The sequence below is a fragment of the Nocardiopsis alba DSM 43377 genome (genome assembly GCF_000341225.1).
In the GTDB taxonomy this organism is placed as follows: Bacteria; Actinomycetota; Actinomycetes; order Streptosporangiales; family Streptosporangiaceae; genus Nocardiopsis; species Nocardiopsis alba.
Genome location: NZ_ANAC01000001.1, coordinates 234,139 through 260,164, shown reverse-complemented (window position 1 = coordinate 260,164; position 26,026 = coordinate 234,139). Strand labels below are relative to the sequence as shown.

The following is a 26,026-nucleotide window of genomic DNA, read 5'->3' as shown; positions in this document are numbered from 1 at the left end:
CCCCGCCCCGGCGCCCAGTCGGAGCGGTGGCACCCAGGCCTCGCGTGACCGGCCCCGAACCCTTTCCGAACCGGAGCATCCATGACGACCACGGACTCGCCCAAGGCGGCACCACCGCCCGCGGGCAAGCGCCGTATCGGCGACGTCGTTTTCGCCGGGCTCGCCCGAGGCTCGGGCATCCTGATCCTGCTGATCCTCGCCGGTGTGGCGGCCTTCCTCCTGGTCCAGGCCTGGCCGTCCCTGATGGCCAACACCTCGAACTTCCTGACCGACCAGTCGTGGGACGCCAACAGTCGGGAGAACCCGTCGTTCGGTGTCGCCGCCCTGGCCTTCGGCACGGTCCTCGCCGCGACGATCGCGCTGGCCCTGGCCACCCCGGTCGCCATCGGCATCGCGCTCTTCATCGTCTACTACGCCCCGCGCAGGCTCGCCGCCACGCTCGGCTACCTCGTGGACCTGCTCGCCGCGATCCCCAGCGTGGTCTACGGCCTCTGGGGCATGATGATCCTCGCCCCGAAGCTGGTCCCCGTCTACGAGGGCATGACCCGCTACCTGGGCTGGATCCCGCTCTTCGCCGGCCCCGCCTCCACCTCGGCCCGCACACTGCTCACCGCGGGCATCGTGCTCGCCGTCATGATCCTGCCGATCATCACCGCGATGTCCCGCGACGTCTTCCAGCAGGTCCCGCAGGGACACCGCGAGGCCGCGCTCGCCATGGGCGCCACCCGCTGGGAGATGATCCGCCTCGCGGTCCTGCCCTTCGGCAAGTCCGGGATCGTCGGCGGCGCCATGCTCGGCATGGGCCGCGCGCTCGGCGAGACCATGGCCGTCGCCATGATCCTCTCCCCCTCCCTGGCCATCTCCTTCGACCTGTTGCAGAGCGGTAACCAGACCATCGCCGCGCACATCGCGCTCCAGTACCCGGAGGCCACCGGCTACGGGGTGTCGGCGTTGATCGCCGCCGGTCTGGTCCTGTTCGCGATCACCCTCGCCGTCAACATGGGCGCCCGCTACGTCGTGGCACGGGGCAACAAGGAGTCCGCATGAGCATGACGACCACGCAGCCTCCCGCCCCGGGTTCGGAGGCCGGCTCCCGGACCGAGCTCAGCACCGGCGCCCTGCCGCGCCGCTTCCCGCTCCTGCTGCTCGCCGGCTCCGCCCTGGTGGTCGCCGGCGTACTGGCCGCCTTCTCCTCCTTCGGCCCGGTCGCCTGGGCCCTACTGACCGCCGTGGCCTACACGGTGATCATCGTGACCGCCTCCGTCCGTGTGGAGGGCGGCCGCAAGGCCAAGGACCGTCTGGTCACCGCGATCGTCTACGGCTGCTTCCTGCTGGCCATGGCCCCGCTGGTGTCCCTGCTGTACACCGTGGCCGACAAGGGCCTGGACCGGTTCAGCCCCTACTTCCTGACCGTGTCGATGAACGGCGTCCTGCCGAGCATGGACGCGGGCGGCGTCTACCACGCCATCGTCGGCACCCTGGCCATCACCGGCATGGCCACCCTGATGGCGGTGCCGATCGGTGTTCTCACCGCCGTCTACCTGGTCGAGTACGCCCAGGGGCGGTTGAAGAAGGTCATCACGTTCTTCGTCGACGTCATGACCGGTATCCCGTCCATCGTCGCCGGTCTGTTCGTCGTGGCGCTGTGGATGATGCTCTTCGGCCCCGGCAAGACCAACGGCGCCGCGGGCGCCATCTCGTTGGCCGTGCTCATGATCCCCGTCGTGGTCCGCTCCAGCGAGGAGATGCTGCGTCTGGTCCCCCAGGACCTGCGCGAGGCCTCCTACGCGCTGGGCGTGCCCAAGTGGCGCACCATCGTCAAGGTCGTACTGCCCACCTCGGCGGCCGGTCTGACCACCGGAATCATGCTGGCCATCGCGCGTGTTATCGGAGAGACCGCTCCACTGGTCCTCACCGCGGGATCGTCCGCGGTCTCCATCAACTGGAACCTGTTCGACGGCCAGATGATGAACCTGCCGGTGTTCATCTTCTCCCAGTTCCGTATGGGCGGGGCCGTCAACTACGAGAGGGCCTGGGCGGCGGCGTTGACGCTGGTCCTGGTGGTCATGCTGCTGTTCTTCCTGGCACGCGTGATCGGCCGCCTCTTCGCACCCAAGACCCGCTAGAGCACACGAGGAACACCCTGTGGCGAAACGAATCGACGTCTCCGGACTGCACGTCTACTACGGCGACTTCCTCGCGGTCGAGGACGTGTCCATGACCATCGAGCCGCGATCGGTGACGGCGTTCATCGGTTCCTCCGGCTGTGGCAAGTCCACCTTCCTCCGCACCCTCAACCGGATGCACGAGGTCACCCCCGGCGCCCGCGCCGAGGGCAAGGTGCTCTTGGACGACCTGGACATCTACGGCGCCGAGGTCGACCCGGTCCTGGTCCGCAGCGAGATCGGCATGGTCTTCCAGAAGGCCAACCCCTTCCCCACGATGTCCATCTACGACAACGTGATCGCCGGGGCCCGGCTCAACAACAAGCGGATGCCCAAGTCCGAGGCGGACGACCTCGTCGAGGAGTCCCTGCGCGGCGCCAACCTCTGGGAAGAGGTCAAGGACCGCCTGGACAAGCCCGGCTCGGGTCTGTCCGGCGGCCAGCAGCAGCGTCTGTGCATCGCGCGCGCCACCGCGGTCAAGCCGTCCGTGCTGCTGATGGACGAGCCCTGCTCGGCCCTGGACCCGATCTCGACGCTGGCGATCGAGGACCTCATTCACAAGCTGAAGGAGGACTACACGATCGTGATCGTCACCCACAACATGCAGCAGGCCGCGCGCGTCTCCGACCGCACCGCCTTCTTCAACCTCTCCGCCCCGGGCAAGCCCGGCAAGCTGATCGAGATGGGCGAGACCAACCAGATCTTCACCCGTCCCGAGAAGAAGGAGACCGAGAACTACATCACCGGCCGCTTCGGGTAGATCGAACGGCACGAACACGGAGAGGGCGGGACCTCGTCATGACGACGCCGCTCATCATCGACACCGATACCGCGCAGGACGACTGCGTGGCGCTGTTGGTGGGTCTTCTCGACCCCGAGGCGGACCTGCGGGCGATCACCATGGTCGCCGGGAACGTCGGGTTCGAACAGCAGGTGCGCAACGCCCTCCTGACCCTGAACGTCGCCGGGCGACTCGGGGAGGTGCCCGTGCACCTCGGATGCCGGCGCCCGCTCGTACGCGAGTGGGTGAGCGCGGAGAACGTGCACGGGGACGGCTCCGGCGGGCTGGACATGGACCGCGAGGGTCTGGCCGTCGAGTCCGAGCACGCGGTGGACGCCCTCGTCCGGATGGCCGCTGAGAACCCCGGTGAGCTTTCGATCGTGGCGATCGGTCCGCTCACCAACATCGCCATGGCGCTCGCGAAGGACCCCGCCTTCGTCGACAACGTGAAGGCGTTGTACGTCATGGGCGGTTCCAACAACGGCCGGGGCAACATCACGGCCGCCGCCGAGTTCAACTTCTACGTGGACCCCGAGGCGGCGAAGTCGGTGTTCGCCGCCGGGTTCGACGTCACCGTGGTGCCCTGGGATCCGCTGACGCTCCGGCAGGCGGTGTTCGGGCAGGAGCGGCTGGATCGGATCGCCGCTCTGGGGACGCCGCTGTCCTCGTTCTTCACCCGGGTGTGCTCGGCCACGCTGGAGTTCGACCGCAAGGTGGGGATCGACGGCACCACCCACCCCGACTCCCTGACCGCCGCGGCCCTGATCCGGCCGGAGCTGGTGCGAAGGGCCACGCCCTACCACGTGGACGTGGAGACCGCCGGTGAGCTGACCCGCGGCTACTCGGCGATGTCCTGGGGCGTCCACGGGCTGGAGGCCAACGCCCGGGTCGTGGAGGAGATCGATTCCGAGGGGTTCTTCGAGTACCTGGTGTCGCTGCTGTCGCGGCGCACCGTCCCCGCCCGGGAGATCGGCGGTCTGTGACCCGACCTCCCGGGCGCGGGGCGGTTCACGAGGTCACATGGTGTTGATGACCAGGCCGATGTGCGTGTAGTAGTTCAACGCGCCGAAGAGCAGGAACGCGATACCGGCGATCCCCCACACGATCCCGATGACGGTCCACAGGGGGCCGCCGAGCGCTCTGAGCGCGAACGGGAACAGCACCGCGCCGATGCCCACGAGCACGTAGAGGCCGGAGATGAAGGTGGCCTCCAGCCACGGGTAGGCGCCGAACACGCCGGAGATCGGTTCCTGCGGCGGTGCGGCGAACAGGGTGAAGGCCCATCCGGCGGCGGCGATGCCGAACGAGGCCAGGCCGATACCGAAGATCAGCACCGAGACGGGGCCGGCCACTCGGGCGGCGTGCTCGACGGGACGTTCACGCCCGTTGAGGTCCTCGCCGCGCTTCCACAGGTAGAAGGAGGCGACCAGCAGGAGGACACCGAACACCAGGCTCGGCTCTCCGAAGATGATGTTGTCGAAGGGGAACCCGCCGGCCGCCAGAGGCCACGTGAGCGTCATGTGCAGGCCGGTCGTCGTCAACAGCAGGCCCAAGGCCGCGAAGGCGAGCGCCCAGCCGTCAGGGACGATCCTGCGCCCCTGGAGCAGCGCGCGCCCCAGGGCCACCACCAGGATCAGGCCGGCCCCGCCGCGAGCGCCATCACCGTGTTGTAGGTCGGCATCGTCGCCCAGTCGATCCGAAGACCGCCTTCGACACCGGTGAGAAAGTCCCCCATCGTCGCGCACCCACTTCAGAGCCGATGTGCCGTCATGCACAGAGTGTGACTCTGCCACGTTCACACATCACTCCGCGTGATGTCACGTATGTGATGGTTGTTTTTCCATGCCCGATTCGCCCGCTTGGCTCAAAGGAGAGGTTCACTCGATCCGGGTGATCGTCCCCTGAGCCGCCGCGACGGTCCGCTCCCCCTCGTCGCCGACCATCACCAGGTCACAGCGGCACAGCGCGCGCCGTCGCGTGGACTCCACCACGTGCGCGCGGGCGGAGAGCGTCCGGCCGACCGCCGGACGCAGGTACTCGATCGTGAACCCCCCGGTGAGCACGGAGGCGCCCAGGACGCTGCCACCCGCGAAGGTGAGGGCGTTGTCCGCCGCGTAGGAGAGCACACCGCCGTGCAGGAAACCGTTCTGCTGGAGGAGTTCGTCCCGGACGTCCACCTCCAGGACGGCGCTCCCCTCCTCGAAACCGACCAGCCGCGCCCCGATCAGCGAGCTGAACGGCTGGGCGTCCAGGACCAGGCGGGCGAGGTCGAGAGTGATCTCTTCGGACATGGCACCTCCGAACACGGGGCCCTCACCGTAGCGCGGCGTGGGCCGCCCTCCAACGGGCGGCCCACCGCTTCAGGCCTGGTAGGGAACCGCGTCCACGAGGGTGACCTTGACGGTCCGGCCGCTGGGGACCGCGTAGGAACGCTCCTCGCCCCGTACCGCGCCGAGCAGGGCCTGCCCCAACGGGGACTGGGGAGAGTAGACGCTCAGTTCCTCGTCGAGCGCGCCCTCGCGCACACCGAGCAGGAAGGTCTCCGTGTCCTCCTCGCCGCCATAGCGGACGGTCAGGATCATGCCGGGCTCGGCGACACCGTCGTCCGGCGGGGCCTCACCGATCACCGCGTGCTTGAGGAGCTCCTCCAGCTTGTGGATCCGCGCCTCACGGGCGTCCTTGCCCTCGGCGAGACGGATCCCCAGACTCTCGGCCTCGGCCGTGTCGGTGTGGCCGTTGAGGGCGGCCAGCTCCACGGTGAGCCGACGGTGGGCGCCCGGCGTGAGCCAGGCCGTACTGTCGTTGGACATCGTTGACTCCTTGGAAGAGGAAGGGCGCCCCGCCGATGTTCGGCGGGGCGCCCGGTGGACGAGAACGTCGTTCACCGGAGAGGGTCGAAGGGGCGTAGCGTCGCCGGAACGCTTCCGGTCGCCACCGCCCGGGCGAGCAGCCGGCCGGTCGCCGGCCCCTGGGTGAAGCCCCACATGCCGTGGCCGCCGGCCACGTACAGTCCCGGGATCCGGGTGGCTCCGATCACCGGCAGTCCGTCCGCCGTGACCGGACGCGAGCCGACCCACGTGTCGGTGCGGGCCTCCAGGTCGACCCCTGTCAGGTAGGGGGCGGCCGAGGTCGCGATCGCCGAGATCCGGTCCGCCGCGAGTGGGGCGTCGATGTCGCGGAACTCCATCGTTCCGGCGACTCTCAGCCCCTCGGCGAGAGGCGTACACGCCACCCGCGCCTCCGGCAGGTAGAGCGGCCCGGGTACCGGACCGTCGGTCGGGGCGGTGAAGCTGTATCCGCGTCCCGCCCTGAGTGGAACGGTGACGCCCCAGGGACGTCCCTGACGTCCCAGCCAGGCACCGGTGGCCACGACGACCGCGTCCGCGGACTCGGTCTCGCCGTGCGCCGAACGGAGTCGGAAGCCGTCCCCGCGGGCCTCCACCCCGGTCACCCGGAAGCCTTCGACGACGCTGCCGCCGCGTTCCCGTACCGAGTCCGCGAGCGCGTGCGTGAACAGGCCCGGATTGACGTAGCGCTGCCCGTCGATCCGTACCCCGGCCCGAACGGTCCCGGAGACGAACGGGCTCTGCGAGCGCGCCGCCTCCCCGTCCAGGGCCGCGTAGGAGAGAGGCAGGCCGGCGGCCCGCACCTGGTCCAGTTCCATCAGGAGGTGCGCCGCGCGCTTCTCACTGGTGAACAGGGCCGTGACCGGGGCGTCCTCGGTCTTGGGGCCGTCCTTCAGACCCACACCGGCCTCGGTCAGCTCGGTGAAGGCGTCCAGGCTGACGGAGCTGAGCGGCACGTTGCCGACCAGCGCCCTCTCCCAGGTGGAACGCCTGCTGTTGATGGCGAAGGCGGCCAGGAAGCCCAGCAGACCGGTGTCGGTGGTGGGCGGAATGGACAACGGCGCCTGGGGGTCGAGGAGGGCCCTCACCCCGTGGCCGAACACCGACGGGTCGTTCAGTGGAATCGTCAACCCTGGAGCGATCCAGCCCGCGTTACCCCAGGACGATCCCGCCGCGACCGTGTCGCGTTCGACCACCGTGACCCCGACCCCGTACCGCTGGAGGTACCAGGCGGTCGACAGGCCCACGATCCCGGCGCCGACGACGATGACGGTACGCGGTACCCCCGCGCCCTTCACGGACATGGCTCGTTCTCCCTAGTGCATGCTGATGAGCGGACCCGGTGCCGCGCCCGCTCCGAGTCTCCCCCGTCGACACGGGAAGATCCTTGTCAGGACAGCACAATTTCGCCCTAGTGTGAAGTGGGTTTCGAACAATGGGAGGGGTGGCGGGATGGTTCTGCTGGACCGGTTGGTCACCATCCTCGGCACATACGGGACCCGTCTGGTGGGACCACGACCGTCGCCGGAAACGGTACTGCGCGGCGTGGCCCTGCACGACCCCGGGGTCCCCGGCCGGGAGAAGGGCGACGTCCTGTTGGCCATGGGGGTGAGCGACCCGGCGCACGCCGTCGCGCTCGCCGAGCGTGCCCGCGCCATGGCCGTCGTGGTGCGGCCACCGCATGTTCCGGAGGCCGCCGAGAGCGGCGAGCCCTACGTCGAGGCCGCCGAGGCGGCCCGTGAGCACGGCATCGCCCTTCTGGTGGTCGACACGTCGGTCTCGTGGGGTCAGGTCGCCGGAGTGGTCTACGGACTGGTGCTGGAGGGCGGCGAGACGGAGGCCGGGCGCGGACCGGCCGACCTGCCCGCGCTGGCCGACACCATCGCCTCCCAGGTCGGCGGGGCGGTGACCATCGAGGACCCCCGTTACCGGCTCCTCGCCTACTCCGACCGACAGACCGATGCCGACCGGGCCCGGCTGGACACCATCCTCGGCCGTCGCGTCTCCGACGAGATGCAGCGCCATCTGGAACGCCAGGGGGTCACCGCGCACCTGGAGTCCTCGAACGAGCCCCTGTTCCTGCCGCCGGAGCCCTCCCTGGGCCTGAGCGGCCGCACCGCCGTGGCCGTCCGGGTGGGTCGCGAGTTCCTGGGCTCCCTGTGGACGTCCTGCGAGCGTCCACTGGACCCCGAGCGTTCGACGCTGCTGACCGAGGGCGCCCGGACCGTCGCGCTGCACATGCTGCGCACCCGAGTGAGCGCGGACCTGGAACGCCAGGTGGAGTCGGACCTGGTGAACCGGCTGCTGGCCGGGGCCATGGATCCGACCGAGGCGGCCGGACGGCTCGGGCTGGCGGCGACGCCCCACCGTGTGGTCGCCCTCCAGGCGCACACGTCCGACGAGCGCCATTCCGCCACCCTGCTGACCTTCGAGCGGGCCACCACCGGCTTCGGCTGGTCGAGGCCGGGCCGCAGCACGGTGTTCGGCAGCACCGTCTACACGGTCCTGCCCTGCGGAGCCGACCCGGCCCCGGCGCGCGCGTGGGTGTCCGAGACCACACGAGGGCTGCCCCCGCACGTGGTGGTGAACGCCGGGATCGGAGGCCCGGCGGACCTGGCGCGGCTGCCCGCGAGCCGTCGCGAGGCCGACGAGAGCCTCGCCCTGCACGCCGACCGCCCCGACGGGACCGACCGGCCCGCCGTGGCCTACGACGAGTCCTGGGACGAGGTCCTGGTGCACCGGCTCCGGATGGCCTCCGCCTCGGGCCGTCGGCCGGCCGACGGCCCGGTCGCCGACCTGACCCGTTACGACGCCGAGCACGGCACCCGCTACGCCGAGACGCTGCGCGCCTGGCTCGGCGCCCAGGGCGACCCGAACCGGGCCGCCCATGAACTGGGCGTCCATCCGAACACGATCCGACACCGCATGCGCAGGATGGCCGACGTGACGGCACTGCGCCTGGACGACCCCCGCGCCCGGCTGGCCCTGGCCATCACCCTGGAGGCCTACGCCGACAACCCCTGACCCGGAGACCGGCACGGAAGGGCGTGTGCACCGACCCCCGGACTAACCCCGGCCTTATCCGTGCTTGACCACAATGGTCTCGACCGTGTTGGCGACGTGTTCGAAGGCGTCGGCGGCGGTCTCGAGTTCCTCGATCACGTCCTTGAGCTTGAGCACGGTGAGGGCGTCGTACTCGCCGCTGAACAGCTTGGCGAGGAGTTTCCGGTAGATGCGGTCGGCCTGGTTCTCCAGCTGATTGATCTCGATCCAGTAGCGGGTGAGATCCTTCATCGTCCGGAGCCGGGGCATGGCCTCCGCGGTGAGTTCGGCGGCGCGTTCGAGCACTTCGATCTGGTCGATGATCCCCTTGGGGAGACGCTCCAGGCCGTACAGGCCGATGAGGTCGACGGCGGCCTCCATCGAGTCCATGACGTCGTCGAGGTTGGAGGCGAGACGGTAGATGTCCTCGCGGTGGAGCGGAGGTGCCGAGCTCTTGTTGAGTCGGCGCATGATGGCGTGGGTGGCGTCGTCACCGGCGTGCTCGCAGGCACGCATCTTCTCGGTGATGGCCTCCCGGTCGGCTCCGTCGCTCATCAGTTCCACCAGCAGGCGGGCTCCGATGACCAGGTTGTTCGCCGAGTCGGTGAACATCTCGTAGTAGCTGTCATCACGCGGGCGCAAGCGCAGGCGCACGTCGTTCTCCCGATGGTGCGGTGGTCTTCCTTGGTGGATGTTAAGGGCGCTGACCAGTTGCTTCAGCGCGACAGCGCAGGGCTCGCCGGGCCCGGGCCCCGGTGTGGGGGAGGTGGGTCCGGTCCGGGTCACCCCTTGTTCATCCGCCTGTGTCGGCGCGGTGAACACCAGCAGGGCGTGGGTTCCACCGCAATCCTCCCAATCTCAACGACACCGGGACGCTTCGGGACGCTACCGTGTCCCGCCCCGGCCGGCCAGCGGAACGATGAGACAGGAATCACCCAGGGGGGTGGAGAGAGGCGGACTCCTCCACCTCTCTCCTCCGACGTCCACCTTGGGTCCAACTCCTCGACATGACAAGTACCCCTTCCGTTCACCCGATCGTCACCCGCCCCTCCCGAGTGTCGGCGTGCCTTCTCGCGGGGCCGTCCTCACCTTTCTCCAGCGCGCGCGGGTCGTCGCGCCCGTAGGCTTCGGGCATGCCTTCAGCTCTGTCCCCGGCGTCCGTCCGGCGTCTGCGCGCCGCTCTGGACGAACAGCTCTCCGCTCTGGGCGAACCTCCCTTCTCCGGAACCGACGAGGAGGCCGTGGCCGCCTGTGCCCGCGCGGTCCTGCGCGCCGAGGGGCCGTCGCGGCCCGCGGTGAAGGCCGCGGTGCGGTGCAGCCTGGCGATCCTGGCCGACCGGGCCCCGGGTCGGAGCCTGGAGGTACGGGTGCCTCCGTACGGGGCGGTCCAGGCGGTGGAGGGGCCCCGGCACACACGGGGGACCCCGCCCGGGGTGGTCGAGACCGATCCCGTCACCTGGCTGCGCCTGGCCTGTGGGCTGCTCGGTTGGGAGGAGGCCGTCGCCGGGCACGACGTGCGCGCGAGCGGGGTCCGGGCCGACCTCTCCGAACAGCTGCCCTTGTGGCCCTCCGACCCCGCCGTGTGAGGGGTTCCCGGCCCCACCCCGCCCCCACGTGCCCGTGCGCCATCGGCCAGCGGCTAAGCTGTGCGTGTGTCGTTCTCCGACGGCCGGCTCTCCATGGACCTCGATCCGCTCGAACGCGGCCCGCAGGACGCCTGCGGCGTTTTCGGGGTCTGGGCACCCGGCGAAGAAGTCAGCAAGCTCACCTACTTCGGCCTCTACGCGCTCCAACACCGCGGACAGGAATCCGCGGGCATCGCCACCAGCGATGGAGAGCGGATCGTCGTCTACAAGGACATGGGGCTGGTCTCCCAGGTCTTCAACGAGGCGACTCTCGACTCTCTGAGAGGCCACCTCGCGATCGGCCACTGCCGTTACTCCACCACCGGGTCGCCGGTGTGGGAGAACGCCCAGCCGACGTTCTACACCGCGCGCGAGGGGGGTCTGGCGCTCGGCCACAACGGCAATCTGATCAACACCCCCGAACTGGCCGCCGCCCTGCCCGAACAGCGTGGTGGGGCCACCACGGACACCGAGGTCCTCACCCACCTGCTCGCCGCGAAGGTCCGCGAGGGTCTGCGTCTGGAGGACGCGGCCCTGGAACTGCTCCCCCAGGTCAAGGGCGCCTTCTCCTTGGTGTTCATGGACGAGGACACCCTCTACGCGGCCCGCGATCCCCAGGGAATCCGCCCGTTCGTGCTGGGGCGCCTCGGTGAGACCTCCGGCGCCGGCGGCTGGGTCGTGGCCAGCGAGACCGCGGCACTGGACATCGTGGGCGCCGAGGTCGTCCGCGAGATCGAGCCCGGAGAGCTGCTGGTCATCGACGGCGACGGGGTCCGCTCCCGCCGTTTCGCCCCGGCCCGCCGCAAGGGCTGCCTGTTCGAGTACGTCTACCTCGCCCGCCCCGACACCACCATCAACGGGCGCAACGTCAACTCCACCCGGGTGGAGGTCGGCCGCCGGCTCGCCAGGCAGCACCCGGTCGACGCCGATCTGGTGATCCCCGTGCCCGAGTCGGGCACCCCCGCGGCGGTGGGGTACGCGGAGGCCAGCGGCATCCCGTTCGCCCAGGGCCTGGTGAAGAACTCCTACGTGGGGCGCACCTTCATCCAGCCGAGCCAGACCCTGCGCCAGCTGGGCATCCGGCTCAAGCTCAACCCGCTGCGCGAGGTCATCGAGGGCCGACGGCTGGTGGTCGTGGACGACTCGATCGTGCGCGGAAACACCCAGCGGGCCCTGGTCCGCATGCTCCGCGACGCCGGAGCGGCCGAGGTGCACGTGCGCATCTCCAGCCCGCCCGTCCTGTGGCCCTGCTACTACGGCATCGACTTCGCCACCCGCGCCGAGCTGATCGCCGCGAACCTCTCGGTGGACGAGATCGCCGAGTCCGTCAACGCGGACTCGTTGGCCTATGTGGACCTGGACGAGCTCATCGCCGCGTCCGAGCAGCCGAAGGAACGGCTGTGCCGCGCCTGCTTCGACGGTGTCTACCCGCTGGAGGTCGACGCCGACTCCCAGGGCAAGTACCTGCTGGAGAAGTCCTGTGGCACCCCTGAGGGGTCCACGGTGGCCGCAGGCGGCCATTGATCCACGTGGCGGGCCGTTCGGCCCGCCACGTTCACGTCCGGCCGGTTCCTCCGGCGTTCCCGAAGACGGGGCGGCGGAGCGTTCCCGCACATCACCGCAGAGAATCACGAGGAGAACTCGCGTGGCAGCCGACAGCACAGGGGCGACGGGCGCGTACGCGGCCGCGGGTGTCGACATCGCCGCCGGGGAGCGCGCCGTCGACCTGATGAAGCGTCACGTCGCACGGACACGCCGGCCCGAGCAGGTCACCGACGCCAGCGGGTTCGCGGGCCTGTTCCGCCTGGACACCGCGAAGTACAAGGACCCGGTCCTGGCCACCTCCACCGACGGGGTGGGCACCAAGGTGATGCTCGCCCGACAGATGGACACGCACGACACCATCGGCATCGACCTGGTCGCGATGGTCGTCGACGACCTGGTGGTCAGTGGCGCCGAACCCCTGTTCATGACGGACTACATCGCGACCGGTTCCGTGGTGCCCGAGCGGATCGCGGAGATCGTCGGCGGGATCGCGGAGGGTTGCCACCAGGCGGGATGCGCGCTGGTCGGCGGCGAGACCGCCGAGCACCCGGGATCGATGGACCCCGATGAGTACGATCTGGCCGGCGCCGGCACCGGCGTGGTCGAGGGCGACGCGATCCTCGGCCCGGACCGGGTCCGCGAGGGCGACGTCGTGATCGCGATGGGCGCCTCCGGTCCGCACTCCAACGGTTATTCGCTGGTGCGGCACATCGTGGACGGCGCCGACCTGGATCTGTTCTCGGAGGTCCCGGAGCTGGGCGGGGTCCTGGGAGAGGTCCTGCTCACCCCGACCCGGGTCTACGCCAAGGACTGTGTGGCGTTGACCGAGGCGGTGGAGGTGCACGCCTACTCGCACATCACCGGCGGTGGTCTGGCCGCGAACCTGTCCCGTTCGCTGCCGGAGGGCCTGGACGCCCGACTGGACCGTTCCACCTGGTCACCGCTGCCGATCTTCGGATACCTGGCCCGCGAGGGCGACGTGTCCCGGGAGGACATGGAGTCCACGTTCAACATGGGCGTGGGCATGGTGGCGATCGTCGCGGAGCGGGACGCCGAACGCGCGCTGGAGGTGCTCACCGACCGCGGGGTCCCGGCGTGGCGCCTGGGTGTGGTGACCTCCGGCTCCGGTCGGGCCGTGCTGGACGGCGAGTACCGGAACGCGTGAGAAAAACGGACGCGAATATAGCCGGTGCGAACCACCTGGGTGGTTCGCACCGGCTATATCCACCTGTCCGCGGCGACTTCCATGAGAAAGCCGCGGCCGCTACAGGTCAGCGGTTGTCATCCGAGCGACCTGAAAGTCTCGGCCGACGTGCGACTACTTGTCGGAGTCCGAGTACTTGTCGGCAAGATCCGCGTAACGGTCGACCAGGTCGTCGTGAGCATCCGCGTAAGGATCTTCCGGACCGGATGGTCCGGAGGTAGACCCCTCGCCCTCAGCGACACCCAGCTCCGACCGCAGCCGATCAAGGTCGGTGCCACCGGTGCTGTACTTGAGCTTCCGGGCGACCTTCTGCTGCTTGGCCTTGGCTCGGCCGCGCCCCATTGGCTCGACCCCCTCAACGATTGGGTTCCGACGAACCCCAGATCACTTACTAACCCGCACTACCAGGCTGACGGCCGTCAAACGAGACTGACGGCAGGCGTCAGCTTACGTACACACACAACCGTACCTGGTCGGACCACGCCCTGCCTACGCCACCCGGGGGTGATGGATGTGGCGTGCGTACCAAACCCCCTGCGACCTGGCCTTTCCCAAGGTGAGTGCCTGACGCAACGATCTGTGCCACGATGCGATCGTGCTGCCCTACACCGCCTACCTCCGCGTCTATCAGCCGATCACGGCCTTCTCTCCCCATGACCGCAGGTACTGGGAGGGATACTCCGCGTCCCGGAACCGGCCCAAGCGGATCAACGCGCTGACCGCCGAGCACGCCGAGAGCCTGGGGCGGGTCATCACGACCCCTCCGGTGATCGCCCCGCCGGAGGAGAGCCGCGACGCCTATCTGCGCCGGGTGAACGAGCGACTGTACGTGTGCCCGTGGCAGACCCGTCTGCGTTCGTGGCGCGCCTTCGCGGAGTTCTCCGACGCCACACCCGAGCCCCTGCTCGACGCCTTCGTGCCCACCACCGAGGTCTCTCGGGCCGAGGTGGGCTATCGACGATGGCGCGATTCGGGGGGCGAGACCAGCCCGGGCATCCTGTCGAGCAATTGGACGATCCCGGTGCCGTGGTTCATCCCCTTCGAGCATCGGGAGCGGTGTCTGGTCCTGTCGGCCGGGACCACCAGGACCCTGTTGTACCTGACCCGGACCTCGCAGGCCCGGCGACGGTTGGAGCACACCGTGGCGGTGTTGCGCGAGCACATCGGGGACCACGCCGTCTCGGCCTCGACCGAACGGCTCATCGAGTGGCTGTCCCTGGTGGCCCACCCCGAGTCCCTGCTCGAACTGGACTACGGAGGGCTCCCCCATCTGCTCAGCGACGACCATCTGAGCGAGGACCATTCGGTGGCCGAGATCTCCGACGCCATCGAGGCGCTGGCGAAGGGTGACGGAGGTCGCGTGGTGGAGCTGCGCAGGAGGATCACTCGACGTTGGAGGTCGGTGCGCGCTCTGGAGCACGCCAACTGAGTGTCACGTTCCTCCCAGGTTTTCGTGGACACGACCCCCGCGTTCGTCGTCATCATCCGCTCCGAAAGGGCGAGCGCCACGCCGTCGGACAACCTGGTACACCAGGTTTCTCGGCCCCCTCCGACCTTCTTTTCGCATGTGAAGGCGGTAGGAGGACCACTTCGAGGGGGAGACGACATCAAGCATCGTGAAACTGGGCATAACGCCCGATAGGTATCGACGTAGACTGTAGCGAGACGGTCACCGATCGCACACACGACGACAACGCAACCCCCGCCACGTCGAGGATCCGCGTGGCGCCACCCACCGACCGAAGCGGACGAGCGGCCTCGCCCACGATCCACCCCGCATCCCCCTCGAAACCCGGCCGAGCAGGGACGACCTCTCCCCGATCAGGCCTCCCCACTCGGGTTTCGGCCAGGTCCGCCCTAGCACTTCGGGCACACCGGATCGCGAAAAACGAGGCCTGAGAATGAAGTTTTGACCGAATACGCCACATGCCACTAAACGTGTCGCTAGAATCACTTAGCGTGACGCGGCCACGGGCGGCTTTCAATGGCCTCCCACGTGCAAAGTTGCTTGGTGTGGTCGCGCAATCACCTCGGGTGATGCCAATATGGACCTAGAGGAAATATTGGACATCCGGGCCAAGTGCCAGGAACAAGGCTCAAGGATCGGCACACAGATCCAGGAGGAGAGGCCGTACACATGTCAACTCGCACGCCCGAGGCGGAGCCCCTGTTGACCCCCGCCGAGGTTGCCACCATGTTCCGCGTGGACCCCAAGACCGTGACACGCTGGGCCAAGGCGGGCAAGCTGACCTCGATCCGCACCTTGGGCGGCCACCGCCGCTACCGCGAGACCGAGGTTCGTGCCCTGCTGGCCGGCATTCCGAGCCAGCGTACGGAGTGATCTCCCCGGTCTGTGCCGATTCCGGGGGGAGCGGCCGGACGTACTCCGGCTACCGATGACGGATTCAGGTGGGTCATCCGGCCAGGGTGACCCACCCGCCCTTCTCTCAGCCGAGAAGGACGCCTCTCGCTCCGTTCCCGACCGACCCCGAGTCGGGAACGGAGCCGAGCGGCGCTCGACCCATCTTGACCGGAAACCAGGGACCACCTCTGTCCGGAACACGCCCGGGCGGATCGGCACCACGGAGCCCGGAAGGACCGCCGCTCAGTCCTCGATCCGGTCGTCCAACGCGGTGGTCCGCTTACGCGCCAGGAACGTGGCGGCCGTCCCACCACCGACCGTCACCGCCGCCGCGGTGACCAGCGCCGCGATCGAACCCCCCGTGGTCGCGAGCAGATGCGGCGACGCGGCCTCCCGTCCGCCGGCCTCCTCGACCCCTTCCTCGCCCGACACGCCATCGCGGCCGAAGCCGCTCGCCCGGGTCTCGGCGAAATCGACCACGAACCCGTTCTCGTCCTCGGGGTCCCCCACCTGGACCGACACGGTGAGCGAGGAGCGGATCCCCTCCCCCCGGCCCTTCTCATGCTCGTCGTCGAAGGAGGCCTCGTCCGGGAGGAAACGGACGCTGACGGGGACCTCCTCGACCACACGACCGTTCTTGTCGAAGACCTCCAGGACCTCCTCCGCCACGTACTCATCCTCGAAGTCGGGCACCGTTCGACCGAACGCCGTCAACTCCCCGTACTCCAGGTCCGCGCGGGTCCGCCCGTCGTAGCGGGCGTCGGCACTGCTGTACACGTCGGCCACGGTGAACTCCACCGCGTTGTCGTCGGCGAGCACGTTCGTGGTCTCGTTCTCGCCCAGGATGAGAGGTTCCTCCCCTTCCGGCTCCGACTCGGAAGGGGGCGTGGAGGTGGCGCCGGGGGGCTCGCCCGTCCCTCGCTCCTCCGCGGGCGCGGTATCCTCCGCGCCCGCGGGGGGCTCGGGCGTTTCGAGGGGGACCCCGGGCAGGTCGATCATGCCGAGCGCGACGAGGGCGGGGACGTCGAGGCGGACCTCGGCCGTGTCGACCCGAGACCAGGCGCTCGCGCCGGACTCCCGGTCGACCTCGCTGAGACTCTCACCCTGGATCCGGGCGTAGCGGGCGAGCGGCCCGCGAAGGGTCTCGGAGCCGGCCCGGTCCTCGCCGTCGTCACCGAAACCGGTCATGGCGGAGTAGCCGGTGACCAGGTCTCCGTCGGCGACCCAGGCACGTGCGTCGGCCTGAACGAGCGAGGTGGCCGAGGCCTGGTGGGGAACGGAGACCGCGCCGAGCGCACCCAACGCCACGAGGAGGGTTCCGCCGGTGAGGAGACGGCGGAGGAAGGATGGTTCGGCGGGAGTCACCACATACTCCTGTTGTGTCTGGGGGATGCCCGACCGCGGGGTCGGCCCCGTCCGGCGCGGAGACGACGGCGCGGGGTGTTCCGACCGATCGGGTCGGTCGGGCGCGGTGTTCATGGTTCGGGAGCGGTCCTCGGACCGATCGGGTACCGATCGTGTGGGACGCCGTGCGCAGAGCGATCCACACGTCGAGCCTAACGCCTTGATCACAAAACGGAAACCGTTCCGGAGGCGGCGGCCCTGTCGCCCAGCGCGACCTTTTCTCTTCGATGATCCCTGTGACCTGCGGAGAGTTGCCCCTCTCTCCCCACCAGTCCCTGCTTTCCCAGCAGCACAGATGGTCCGTACGGACAGTACGGACGAGTCGTGGTGATGCCCGAGACCGCACCCTTCGTGGGCCACTCTCCGACACCGTCCCGAACATCACGGAAAGGGAGGACGAGCACGGAACGTCCACCGCCGATCAGGGCGATTTCACGCCCCCACCCCCCGGTCGACTGTTCTACATGTGCGTTTTCTCCGCCTTCGTGTAGGTACGGCGGGGTCGTGTCCAACGGCTAGGTTGTGGAACATGCTCGACTCCACACCCTCAGGGCGCCCGAGCCGCGCCGTTCGCGCCCTGACCCTGCTCGCACTCGCGGCGCTGTGGACCACGGCCTGCTCCGCGCCGGGCGGCGCCCCGAACGGCGACCCCACGGCCGCCCCTCCCCTCCCCGGCCCCGAGGACGGCGAGGGCGGAGGAGACGGCGCCGACGGCGGAGAGGACTCCTCCGTGCCCCGGGGCGACGGCCCCCTGGGAGACCGGGTCGTGGTGATCGACCCCGGCCACAACGGCGGCAACGCCGATGCCCCGAGCGAGATCAACGCCCAGGTCCCCGCCGGCAACGGGGAGAAGGCCTGCGACACCGTGGGCGCCGAGAGCGTGAACGGCTACGCCGAACACGAGTTCAACTGGGACCTGTCCCTCCTCGTCAAGGAGCGTCTGGAGGCGGACGGGGTGACGGTGATCCTCACACGGGAGGACAACGAGGGCGTCGGCCCCTGTGTCGACGAGCGGGCCGAGATCGGCAACGAGAACGAGGCCGACGCCGCCCTGTCCATCCACGCCGACGGCGGCCCCGAGTCGGGGCGCGGCTTCCACATCATCACCCCCGGAGAGATCCCGGGGCTCACCGAGGAGATCGTGGAGCCCTCGGCCCTGCTGGCCGAGGACATCCGTCGCGAATACCTGGAGGGCGGCGACGTCCCCTACGCGGACTACCTCGCCGATGAGGGCCTGGACGAGCGCACCGACCTGGGCGGGCTGAACCTGTCCACCGTGCCGAAGGTGTTCCTCGAGGCCGGGAACATGCGCAACCCGGAGGACGCCGCTCTGCTGGAGGACCCCGAGTGGCGGGAGCGGGCCGCCGACGCCATCGCCCGAGGCATGGCCGCCTACCTGATGCGCGGCTGACGGGTATCGAGAACGCGCGAGGGCCCCGGGGAGATCTCCCCGGGGCCCTTCACCGTCTCGGTGTCGATCGGCGTCTCACGGCCCCGTCGACGACGGTTCGGATCAGCCCTCGTCGGTCGCGACGGCCTCGGTGTTCTTCTTACGGCGGGCCAGGAAGGCGGCGGCGCCACCGCCGGCGGTGATCGCGGCACCGGCGGCGATCAGGCCGAGCAGCGGGGTACCGGTCTGGGCCAGCGGCTCCGAGCCGCGCGCCTCGGTCTTGGGCAGCGTGCTCGGGTCACGGTCGCCGGTCGGGGTCTTGGAGGTGTCGCCGCCCTCGCCACCCTCGCCGCCCTGACCGTCGTCGATCACGCCGGTGGTGATGCCCGCGAAGCTCTCGGCGATCGAATAGCCGTTGATGAACTCGTCGTCGATGAGGAAGTTCATGTACAGGAGGGTGTAGGCGTCGTTCCAGACGAAGCCTCCGGCCTCGGTCGTGACGACGCCCTCGCTGACGGCCGGCTGGAGGGTCAGCTCGACCTCGTCGCCGTCCTCGGAGGAGTAGAGGACCGGGGCCGTGTCGAACCTGCCCGCGTCGACGTTGTGGGTGACCTCGCCGTCCCAGCTCTGGGTGGTGGTGACGCTGATGCCGGTGATGGTGCCCTCGATGATGACGGTGGAGGAACCGTCGACGAGGTCGGAGTTCTCCTCGTCCAGCACGATGACGTCGGCGGAGTCGGTGGTGACCTTCTCCTCGTCGTCCCCGCCCGGGGACTCCTCGCCGGAGCCGGGGAGGCCTTCGTCGTCGTCCTCGACGTTCTCGTTCGGGGCCTCGCCGCCACCGGAGCCGTTCTCGCCCCCGTCGCCGGGAACGGTGCCGGTGCCGTCCTCGCCGCCACCGGAGCCGTTCTCGCCCTCGGAGCCGCCCTCGTCACCACCCTGGGAGCCGTCGTCCTCTCCCTGGTCCGGGTCCTCGTCCTCGGACTCGTCGTCACCGTCCTCGTCGGTGTCGTCGTCCTCGGTGTCGTCCTCGGGCTCGTCCTCGTCGTCGTCATCCTCGTCATCCTCGGGGTCGAGGATGTCCTCGATGTTCTCGACGGTGATGAGGATGTCGGCCCGATCGATGACCGTGGTGGCGCTGGCGCCCTGGGCGTCGACCTTGGCGGTGGTGGTGCCCTGGACCGTCAGCCAGTCGCCGATACCGGTCGAGAACGACTCGGAGACCGAGTCGCCCTGGGTGATGGGCGTCTGCGCGACGGTCCCATCGCCACCACCGAGAGCGGAGGCGTAACCCCAGCCATAGGTGTCGGCGTGGGCCGGCATGGCCGAGGCGAGGCCGAGGGCGCCGAAGGCGACGAAGGCCGCGCCGCCTTGGAGCACGCGGCGAGCATGGATTCGGGGAGAGTTCTTCACGAGAATCCTCTTCGAGTCATCCGGAATCGAATGCTTCCGGTCCTGGCCGCGGTCGTTGCCGCAGAATTTCACGAGGTGCGGGAGTTCTCGAAGATCATGGCCAGGGGCGTTTGTGGGGGACGTCCTCTAGAGCGCGAAGGCCCGAGGATCGGGGCGATGAAGTGGCCGCAACGGCCGCGTTCCACCGAGTGCGTTCCACCGAGTGAAAGGGCCGGGGGCCGATTCCTCTCTTCGACCGCCTGACCGCAACAGTACACGGCCGCCGGGTCGAATAACCCGAATCGGATGTATCGAAAGAATCACAGAGAATGGCTTTCGCGACCATGAGTAATCGATACTAATGGATTCCGTCATTCTTTTCGATCAAGGTAAACCGAACTCGGATACATGCGTCTTATAAGGAAGACGCGCAGGTGGAGAGCGCTTCACGGCCACCGTTCCGAGGTCATCGCGAACGGATACCGACCGCCTGTCCGAAGTCGGCCACGGACGGGCCTCACCGTGGCGCGGGACACACCGTGAACCTCATGTCGGGGCCCGGCCCACCCCCTCCACGCCCGGCCTCCACGAAATCGCGTCACGGATGAGCCCGTGACGACACCCCTTCGAACCTCATGAACTGCACAATGGGGACCATGCCTCTGACACCGGCGGACATCCGCAACAAGAAGTTCCACACGGTGCGTCTACGCCCGGGTTACAACGAGGAGGACGTGGACGCCCTCCTCGACCGCATCGAGGAGACCCTCATCGCCCTGGAGGGCGGTCCGCGCCGCGGTGCCCTGATCACCGCCGAGGAGATCCGCAACTCCCGCTTCCGCACCACCCGCATGAGTCCGGGATACCGAGAGGACGAGGTCGACGACTTCCTCGACGTCGTCGCCGCCGAACTCGCCGGCCGCGGTCTGGGCCAGGTCGTACCGCCCCCGCTGCCGCCGCGCCCCGGCCAGAGCGTGCCGGGACACCCCATGCCGCCCGGCCTTCCCGGAGCCCATGGAGCGCCCGGCGCGACCCCCCGGATGACCCCGGAGGACATCCGCAACTCACGGTTCGCCACCACCCGCCTGACCACCGGCTACAACGAGCAGGAGGTGGACGACTTCCTGGACCGCGCCGAGCACACCCTGGGGGTCCTCCTCCAGGGCAGAACCGACCGGGCCACCCTGACCTCGGCCGAGGTGGAGCGGGTGCAGTTCACCACGACCCGCGCCCGCCCCGGATACGACCCCGCGCAGGTCGACCGGTTCCTGGACGCGCTCGCCGACGAGCTGCGCCGCTACGAGCACCCCTGAACCGGGAACACGCCGGCGCCATCACCCCGCGAAAAGGGAAGCAGAAAGTAATATTTAGGCACAGAGAGTAGCCATCCCACGCCTCCGGTGGCCCGAGGGGAGCAGCATGACGCACACTCGCCCGCACGGGTACATCCGGGACGCGTACATCGAGGACACGGACGCGGAGATCGTCCCGCCTCCCGGGCATCCCTGGGAGAGACCCTTGTTCCTCCTGTGCGTACTGGTGTCGCTGCTCCTGGCCGCCGTTCTGCTCCGCCTTCTGTGGACGGTGTCCGGCACCTCCCCGTGGATCCCGATCCTCGCGGTGTCGGTGCCTCTGGGGTGCTGGTGGGCGCGCGGGCTCAGGTACGCGCGAGAACGCGCCGAGTCGGTGCGGATCTCCCCCACCCAGTTCCCCGAGGCCTACCGTCTCGTCATGACCCTGTCCGCCGAGACCGGTCTGACCCGGGCTCCGGAGGCCTACGTCAGGATCGGTACGCCCTCGGCGAGCCTCGACGCGGCGGCGCACGGGCTGCGCCGTTATCTGATCCTGCCCGGCGCGATGTTCGACGGAGAGGGGCGGCTCCGCGACCCGGACGCCCTGGCCTTCCTGGTCGCCCACCAGATCGGGCACATCGCCGCGGGCCACACGGGCTACTGGCAGCGCCTGGCGACCCTGGGGGCCGAGCTCGTCCCCGGCCTGGGCGCGGCGCTGGCCCGGGTCCGCGAGTACACGGCCGACGACCACGCGCTGGCGCAGGCCCCCGAGGGCGCCCACGCGGTACGTCTGTTCGCGGGCGGCGCCGAGCTGTACACCCGGGTGAACCTGGGCGAGATGGCCGCCAGGGCCACCGGCGAGCGCGGCGTGTCGCTCTCCCTCTACCACCTGCTCTCCCGGCGACCGAGCAACGTCAGGCGCATGGCCGCCCTACGGGACCGGGGCCGGCGCGGCCGCGTGTTCCTCTGAACCGTTCGACCGATCCGCCCCCTTCCTCCCGCGCGCCGAACTGCGCTCCGCGCCCTCGTACCCCTAGGGTGTTCGCGACCCTCCGAGAGAGTCGACTCTCTCGAACACGTGTTCGATAGGCTGTCATAGTGAGTCTTCTGAACGAACAGATCGACGTACGTTCCACCGATGGTGGGAACCCCGCGCAGTTCATCTGGCGAGGACACACCTTCCGGGTGCGCAGAATCATCGGCGACTGGCCCGCCCGCGCCGAGGCCCCCGGGGTACCGGCCACTCGAATACATCTGCTCCGAGTCTCCGCGGAGTCGGAGTCGGGCGAGCCGAGCATCATCGACATCTCCCGGGACGACGCCTCGGACCGTTGGACGATGCGTCGGCAGTGGAACTGACCGCACGACCGCGATGGGCGCCCGTCGGAACGTTTCCGACGGGCGTCGACCTCCGTCCCCGAGACCACGCCCTCGGCGCCGAGAAGGCTCAGAGCGGGAAGTAGGGCGCCCCTTCGCGCTCACGCGCGTGACGGATCCGTTCGAGGATGCGCTCGGCCATCCGCGGCATCTCCTCCGGGGCGAACCAGGCCACTTCCAGACTCTCGTCCCCGTCGACCCTGGGCTCACCTCCGATCGGCCGGCAGCGGAAGGCCAGATCGAGGAACTGCACCCGGTCGCCGTTGGGGTAGGTGTACGGCTCCTGCGCGATCACGGTGGCCAATCGCTCCACCCGCACCTCCACCCCGGTCTCCTCGCGGACCTCCCGGACCACGGCCCGAGCCGGCTGTTCCCCCGGTTCGAGAATGCCTCCGGGGGTGGCCCAGCGGCCGTCGTCCGAGCGCCGGTGCAGCAACACCGCGCCGTCGTCGTCGAGCACCACGGCGGTCACGCCCACCAGGGGCAGAAGGCCGTGACCCACGTGTTCGCGCAACCGCAGGAGAAAGTCGGGAACCATGCTCCGACGGTAGCGCCGGAAGGGGCCGGTCTCAGCCCCGCGCCGCGCGCGAGGCCCGGTACTCGTCGTCGAGGATCGACATCAGGATCGCGTCGTGCCACGCGCCGTCCCACCTCAGGTGCCCGCGCCAGACGCCCTCGCGTACGAACCCCGACTTCTCGTAGGAGCGCCGCGCGCGGGTGTTGAAGTCGAACACCTCCAGCGCGACCCGGTGCAGTCCGACCGTCTCGAAGGCGTACTCCAGGACCGCGTCGGTGGCGGCGGTGCCGTACCCCTTCCCCGTGACGGCGAGACCGTTCAGAGAGATCCGGTAGTGCATCTCGGCGTTGTCGGGGTCCAGGTCGATGAGCGCGCACTCACCGACGTAGGCCCCGGTGTCACGGTCGTGGATCAGCCAGTCGGCCCGGTCGTGCCGGTCCGGCCTGCTCGCGGCGAAGGCGCGCAGCTCCTCCTCGGTGAACCGCTTGTGGGTGCCGGTCATCCGCCGGACCTCGGGATCCATGTCGAGAAGCGAGGCGATGAAGGGATCGGCGTTGTCGGCGTCGAGAGGGACGAGGCGGACACCGCGTCCGAGAAGAACGGGCTGGTCGCGAAGGGCGTCGACGGGGATCATGGATCGCATTCAAGCAGCGTGCCCGACCGGGGACAACGGGTTTTCCCTCCGCGTCCCGGGGAGGAACTCAGGCCCCGTCCCCGTGGCGTTCCAGAAGGGTCCGCGCCCGTCGGAGTTCACGTGCGCCCATCACCAGGACGAAGGCCCCACCGAGGGCCGGGAGTCCGGCGAACCACAGAAGACCCGCGGGGGCGGTGGACCACCCCTGCTCACCGTAGGGCCCCTCGGCCGGCGAGAGCGCCGCCACCACCCCCGAGATCATGAGAAGACCGAGGAGGACGAGGGGCCACGGTCCGCGCCTTCGGATCGACGCGGCGTAGAGCAGGGCACGACGGTCCGTTTCCAGGGCTCCGGAGAGCTCGCCCGTCCAGAGCACCCGTTGCGCCGTCCGACGCTCGAGAAGGGTGGCCCCGACCCACCACGGCGGCCGACGGCGGGCCGAGAGGAGGAACAGCGCGGCGACCACCGCACCGAGCACCGTGGCCACGAGGAACCCCGAGACGAGCAGTCCGATGGGGAGGCCCGACCACGGGTCCTCGCCGACTCCGCCGAGAAGACCGAAGGCGAACCCGGAGAACAGGAGGAGGCCGATCCCCGCCCCGAGCGCCCCTCCTCGGCGGCGGACGGCCTTCACGTGCCCGGGATCGTCGAAGGGACGGTCGGCACCCTGGGGGACGGGTTCGCTCATGCGGACGAATCTACTCGAATCGAGCATGGCCCGTACGGCCGGACCTCCCGGCGAGAACGTGAGAGGGCGTCAGGGGTAACGTCGGAAGGTCCGCCGTCCTGGGGAGGCCCATGCTCATCACCCTGCTCGTCAGTTCCCTCGTCACCTACGGTCTGTTGTTCGTGCTCGGAGTGGCCTTCGTGGTGTTCACCGCCCTGGCCCCGCCGGGCCGCAGAGGACCCGCGCTGACCGGTGCCCTCCTGTTCTGCCTGGGAGCCCTGATGGAGTTGATCCGGTCCCTGACCGTGCATCTGGCGATCATCGACCTGTCCCAGGACGGGGGCGCGTTGAACCTGATCCTCAACATCGCGGCCTCCCTCTGCCTCCTCGGCGGACCGGCCCTGCTCGGAGCGGCCGTCGTCAAGTCCGTTCGGGAGGGACGCTGATGTTCGGAACCTACGCCGCCGTCGGCCTGGTCACCGGCCTGCTGTTGCCCATCGCGCTGGGGGTGACGCTTCTCGTCCTCGCCGGACGGGCCGTCGGTGCCGCCGGCCTGGTGCGCACCGCGGCGATCCTGATCATGGTGCTCCCCTTGCTGTCGCTGGGGATCACCCCTGTGGCCATGGCCCTGACCGACCCGATCACCGCCCTGACGGTGGGCGGTGTCGTACGAAGCCTCCTGACCCTGGTCACGTACGGCCTCCCGGTGATCCTGCTGCTGGTGGCGCTGCGCAAGGTCTCCCGTCCGAGGTCCGCGGGCACCCCCGGCCGCAGGCCCCCGTACGGGCCGGACCCCCGGGCTCCGCGCCCTCAGTGGCCGACACCGGGTCACGGCCCCGGCCACGGGCCGCCGCCCGGGCAGGGCGGACCCCCCGGACCACCGGCCCAAGGATCTCCCTTCCCCGAGGGGCCACCGCCCGCTCAGGGGCCGCACGGAGGTCCGCCGCATCGACCCCGCCCAGGACAGAACCCGCCACCGGGTCGGTGACGTTCGTGAGAGCGGTGCCGCCGGGTGGGGTCGTCCTTCGCACGACCCCACCCGGACACGCCGTTATCCCCCCGTGACCTCAAGGGCACGCGGGGGCCGCTGTCGGTCCCGGGGTGGGGGGACTCGGGGGCCGATCGACGAGGCGTCAACCCGCCTGACGCTTGGCCTCCAGGGCCTCCATCGCCGCGACGGCGGTGGCGACGGTCTGGTGGACCGGTACCTGACGGTGCAGGCCGACCAGTCGGACGACCTTGGTGACGCGTTCGTTGAGAGCCGCCAACGACAGGGATCCGTTCTGCTCGCGAACGGTCCTGTAGGCGTTGATGATGACGTTCAGCCCGCTGGAGTCCATGAAGTCCAGCGTGGACAGGTCCAGGATCAACCACGGACCGTGGTCCTCGATCGTGGCCCTGATGTGCTCCTGGAGGTCGGCGGCGGTCGCGATATCGAGTTCTCCCTCGATCGCGACGATCACGCTGCGGCTTTCAACCCGCGTGCTCAGTCCAAGCCTGTGCACGTTCACTCCTCCCGGCCCCACGTTCCGATGGTGAGGGGTCCCTTCGCTTAACCATACGCAGCCCGACCGGGAACGACTACCGGGCTCGGCTCCACTCCCACGAAGCCGGTCCGGTGAGGGGAACGCCTGCGCGCCCGTGCGGCCTGGTAAGTCGTTGGACACACACGGTATAAGCGAACCGCCGTCACGGGAATGCCATCGGACAAGAAATTTTCGCCTCATGGGCGCGAACCCCGGTCGAGCGGCCCGATATCTCCCGATCACACTGTGTCATTTCA

28 protein-coding genes are annotated in these 26,026 nt (G+C 69.5%); 16 read left to right on the top strand and 12 right to left on the bottom strand.

Annotated elements, in window-relative coordinates; translation table 11 throughout:
• The first annotated feature begins 81 nt into the window (after positions 1 to 81).
• From pstC to D451_RS0101090, 4 genes are read left to right on the top strand one after another with little or no spacing between them, the layout of a single operon-like run.
• Positions 82 to 1,047: a phosphate ABC transporter permease subunit PstC gene (gene pstC, locus D451_RS0101105; RefSeq protein ID WP_014908526.1), complete on the top strand. Its 966-nt coding sequence runs from the start codon at positions 82 to 84 to the stop codon at positions 1,045 to 1,047.
• A complete protein-coding gene (pstA, locus tag D451_RS0101100) occupies positions 1,044 to 2,126 on the top strand; it encodes a phosphate ABC transporter permease PstA (protein ID WP_017533109.1) in 1,083 nt (360 codons plus the stop codon). The genes pstC and pstA overlap by 4 nt, the downstream gene beginning before the upstream one ends.
• Before the next feature lie 19 nt (positions 2,127 to 2,145).
• Positions 2,146 to 2,925, top strand: a complete 780-nt coding sequence (gene pstB, locus D451_RS0101095; protein WP_014913178.1) for a phosphate ABC transporter ATP-binding protein PstB — start codon at positions 2,146 to 2,148, stop codon at positions 2,923 to 2,925.
• A 38-nt stretch (positions 2,926 to 2,963) separates the two neighbouring features.
• Positions 2,964 to 3,929, top strand: a complete 966-nt coding sequence (locus D451_RS0101090; RefSeq protein WP_017533108.1) for a nucleoside hydrolase — start codon at positions 2,964 to 2,966, stop codon at positions 3,927 to 3,929.
• A 33-nt stretch (positions 3,930 to 3,962) separates the two neighbouring features.
• Here D451_RS0101090 and D451_RS26170 read toward each other — a convergent pair whose 3' ends face one another.
• The 4 genes from D451_RS26170 to D451_RS0101070 all read right to left on the bottom strand — a co-directional run bounded on the left by D451_RS26170 (position 3,963) and on the right by D451_RS0101070 (position 7,096).
• Positions 3,963 to 4,571 (bottom strand): DUF981 family protein, encoded by a 609-nt coding sequence (locus tag D451_RS26170; RefSeq protein WP_202949752.1) that lies wholly within the window; start codon positions 4,569 to 4,571, stop codon positions 3,963 to 3,965.
• 252 nt (positions 4,572 to 4,823) lie between these two features.
• The gene (locus tag D451_RS0101080) at positions 4,824 to 5,237 is read right to left on the bottom strand and encodes a PaaI family thioesterase (RefSeq protein WP_017533105.1); all 414 of its coding nucleotides are present in this window, start codon (positions 5,235 to 5,237) and stop codon (positions 4,824 to 4,826) included.
• Positions 5,238 to 5,306: 69 nt separating this feature from the next.
• Positions 5,307 to 5,756, bottom strand: a complete 450-nt coding sequence (locus D451_RS0101075; protein ID WP_014908583.1) for a GreA/GreB family elongation factor — start codon at positions 5,754 to 5,756, stop codon at positions 5,307 to 5,309.
• 71 nt (positions 5,757 to 5,827) lie between these two features.
• A complete protein-coding gene (locus D451_RS0101070) occupies positions 5,828 to 7,096 on the bottom strand; it encodes an NAD(P)/FAD-dependent oxidoreductase (protein ID WP_014909101.1) in 1,269 nt (422 codons plus the stop codon).
• Between the two features lie 148 nt (positions 7,097 to 7,244).
• Between D451_RS0101070 and D451_RS0101065 the strand changes: the two genes are divergently transcribed.
• The gene (locus tag D451_RS0101065) at positions 7,245 to 8,816 is read left to right on the top strand and encodes a PucR family transcriptional regulator (protein ID WP_017533104.1); all 1,572 of its coding nucleotides are present in this window, start codon (positions 7,245 to 7,247) and stop codon (positions 8,814 to 8,816) included.
• A 54-nt stretch (positions 8,817 to 8,870) separates the two neighbouring features.
• Here D451_RS0101065 and D451_RS0101060 read toward each other — a convergent pair whose 3' ends face one another.
• Positions 8,871 to 9,488, bottom strand: coding sequence for a DUF47 domain-containing protein (locus D451_RS0101060; RefSeq protein ID WP_014908919.1), 618 nt, complete (start codon positions 9,486 to 9,488; stop codon positions 8,871 to 8,873).
• Positions 9,489 to 9,967: 479 nt separating this feature from the next.
• Between D451_RS0101060 and D451_RS0101050 the strand changes: the two genes are divergently transcribed.
• From D451_RS0101050 to purM, 3 genes are all read left to right on the top strand, one after another.
• On the top strand, positions 9,968 to 10,420 hold the full coding sequence (locus tag D451_RS0101050) for a sterol carrier family protein (protein WP_014908309.1): 453 nt from the start codon (positions 9,968 to 9,970) through the stop codon (positions 10,418 to 10,420).
• Positions 10,421 to 10,486: 66 nt separating this feature from the next.
• The gene (purF, locus tag D451_RS0101045; protein ID WP_017533102.1) at positions 10,487 to 11,983 is read left to right on the top strand and encodes an amidophosphoribosyltransferase; all 1,497 of its coding nucleotides are present in this window, start codon (positions 10,487 to 10,489) and stop codon (positions 11,981 to 11,983) included.
• 121 nt (positions 11,984 to 12,104) lie between these two features.
• Positions 12,105 to 13,169, top strand: a complete 1,065-nt coding sequence (gene purM, locus D451_RS0101040) for a phosphoribosylformylglycinamidine cyclo-ligase (protein WP_017533101.1) — start codon at positions 12,105 to 12,107, stop codon at positions 13,167 to 13,169.
• A 153-nt stretch (positions 13,170 to 13,322) separates the two neighbouring features.
• On the opposite strand, the gene D451_RS0101035 is transcribed toward purM, so the two are convergent.
• The gene (locus D451_RS0101035) at positions 13,323 to 13,550 is read right to left on the bottom strand and encodes a DUF3073 domain-containing protein (RefSeq protein ID WP_014913176.1); all 228 of its coding nucleotides are present in this window, start codon (positions 13,548 to 13,550) and stop codon (positions 13,323 to 13,325) included.
• A gap of 253 nt (positions 13,551 to 13,803) precedes the next feature.
• Here D451_RS0101035 and D451_RS0101030 point away from each other — a divergent pair, with 253 nt between their 5' ends.
• Together D451_RS0101030 and bldC are read left to right on the top strand one after the other, a co-directional pair.
• Positions 13,804 to 14,637: a hypothetical protein gene (locus D451_RS0101030; protein ID WP_014908467.1), complete on the top strand. Its 834-nt coding sequence runs from the start codon at positions 13,804 to 13,806 to the stop codon at positions 14,635 to 14,637.
• 708 nt (positions 14,638 to 15,345) lie between these two features.
• Positions 15,346 to 15,549, top strand: coding sequence for a developmental transcriptional regulator BldC (gene bldC / locus D451_RS0101025; RefSeq protein WP_013155387.1), 204 nt, complete (start codon positions 15,346 to 15,348; stop codon positions 15,547 to 15,549).
• A gap of 264 nt (positions 15,550 to 15,813) precedes the next feature.
• Here bldC and D451_RS0101020 read toward each other — a convergent pair whose 3' ends face one another.
• Complete coding sequence (locus D451_RS0101020; RefSeq protein WP_017533100.1) at positions 15,814 to 16,935, bottom strand: hypothetical protein; 1,122 nt, start codon at positions 16,933 to 16,935, stop codon at positions 15,814 to 15,816.
• A 568-nt stretch (positions 16,936 to 17,503) separates the two neighbouring features.
• Between D451_RS0101020 and D451_RS0101015 the strand changes: the two genes are divergently transcribed.
• Entirely contained in the window at positions 17,504 to 18,385 is an 882-nt protein-coding gene (locus D451_RS0101015) for an N-acetylmuramoyl-L-alanine amidase (protein WP_017533099.1), read from the top strand.
• 102 nt (positions 18,386 to 18,487) lie between these two features.
• Here the strand turns inward: D451_RS0101015 and D451_RS0101010 are convergent, their stop codons facing one another.
• On the bottom strand, positions 18,488 to 19,777 hold the full coding sequence (locus tag D451_RS0101010; protein ID WP_026124725.1) for a hypothetical protein: 1,290 nt from the start codon (positions 19,775 to 19,777) through the stop codon (positions 18,488 to 18,490).
• A 626-nt stretch (positions 19,778 to 20,403) separates the two neighbouring features.
• Here D451_RS0101010 and D451_RS0101005 point away from each other — a divergent pair.
• The 3 genes from D451_RS0101005 (at position 20,404) to D451_RS0100995 (ending at position 22,407) form a co-directional block, all read left to right on the top strand.
• On the top strand, positions 20,404 to 21,069 hold the full coding sequence (locus tag D451_RS0101005; RefSeq protein WP_017533098.1) for a DivIVA domain-containing protein: 666 nt from the start codon (positions 20,404 to 20,406) through the stop codon (positions 21,067 to 21,069).
• A 106-nt stretch (positions 21,070 to 21,175) separates the two neighbouring features.
• A complete protein-coding gene (locus tag D451_RS0101000) occupies positions 21,176 to 22,018 on the top strand; it encodes a M48 family metallopeptidase (protein ID WP_017533097.1) in 843 nt (280 codons plus the stop codon).
• A gap of 128 nt (positions 22,019 to 22,146) precedes the next feature.
• Complete coding sequence (locus tag D451_RS0100995) at positions 22,147 to 22,407, top strand: DUF6504 family protein (RefSeq protein WP_014910526.1); 261 nt, start codon at positions 22,147 to 22,149, stop codon at positions 22,405 to 22,407.
• An 88-nt stretch (positions 22,408 to 22,495) separates the two neighbouring features.
• Here the strand turns inward: D451_RS0100995 and D451_RS0100990 are convergent, their stop codons facing one another.
• The 3 genes from D451_RS0100990 to D451_RS0100980 form a co-directional block, all read right to left on the bottom strand.
• Positions 22,496 to 22,963, bottom strand: coding sequence for an NUDIX hydrolase (locus tag D451_RS0100990; RefSeq protein ID WP_014913320.1), 468 nt, complete (start codon positions 22,961 to 22,963; stop codon positions 22,496 to 22,498).
• A 31-nt stretch (positions 22,964 to 22,994) separates the two neighbouring features.
• Positions 22,995 to 23,576, bottom strand: coding sequence for a GNAT family N-acetyltransferase (locus D451_RS0100985; protein WP_026124724.1), 582 nt, complete (start codon positions 23,574 to 23,576; stop codon positions 22,995 to 22,997).
• Positions 23,577 to 23,643: 67 nt separating this feature from the next.
• Positions 23,644 to 24,264 (bottom strand): hypothetical protein, encoded by a 621-nt coding sequence (locus tag D451_RS0100980; protein ID WP_017533096.1) that lies wholly within the window; start codon positions 24,262 to 24,264, stop codon positions 23,644 to 23,646.
• Positions 24,265 to 24,374: 110 nt separating this feature from the next.
• Between D451_RS0100980 and D451_RS0100975 the strand changes: the two genes are divergently transcribed.
• Positions 24,375 to 24,689 (top strand): hypothetical protein, encoded by a 315-nt coding sequence (locus tag D451_RS0100975; RefSeq protein ID WP_014911351.1) that lies wholly within the window; start codon positions 24,375 to 24,377, stop codon positions 24,687 to 24,689.
• Positions 24,689 to 25,231 (top strand): hypothetical protein, encoded by a 543-nt coding sequence (locus tag D451_RS28745; RefSeq protein WP_026124723.1) that lies wholly within the window; start codon positions 24,689 to 24,691, stop codon positions 25,229 to 25,231. Before D451_RS0100975 ends, D451_RS28745 begins: the two co-directional genes overlap by 1 nt.
• 145 nt (positions 25,232 to 25,376) lie before the next feature.
• Here the strand turns inward: D451_RS28745 and D451_RS0100965 are convergent, their stop codons facing one another.
• Complete coding sequence (locus D451_RS0100965; RefSeq protein ID WP_026124722.1) at positions 25,377 to 25,748, bottom strand: STAS domain-containing protein; 372 nt, start codon at positions 25,746 to 25,748, stop codon at positions 25,377 to 25,379.
• Between the last annotated feature and the right edge of the window lie 278 nt (positions 25,749 to 26,026).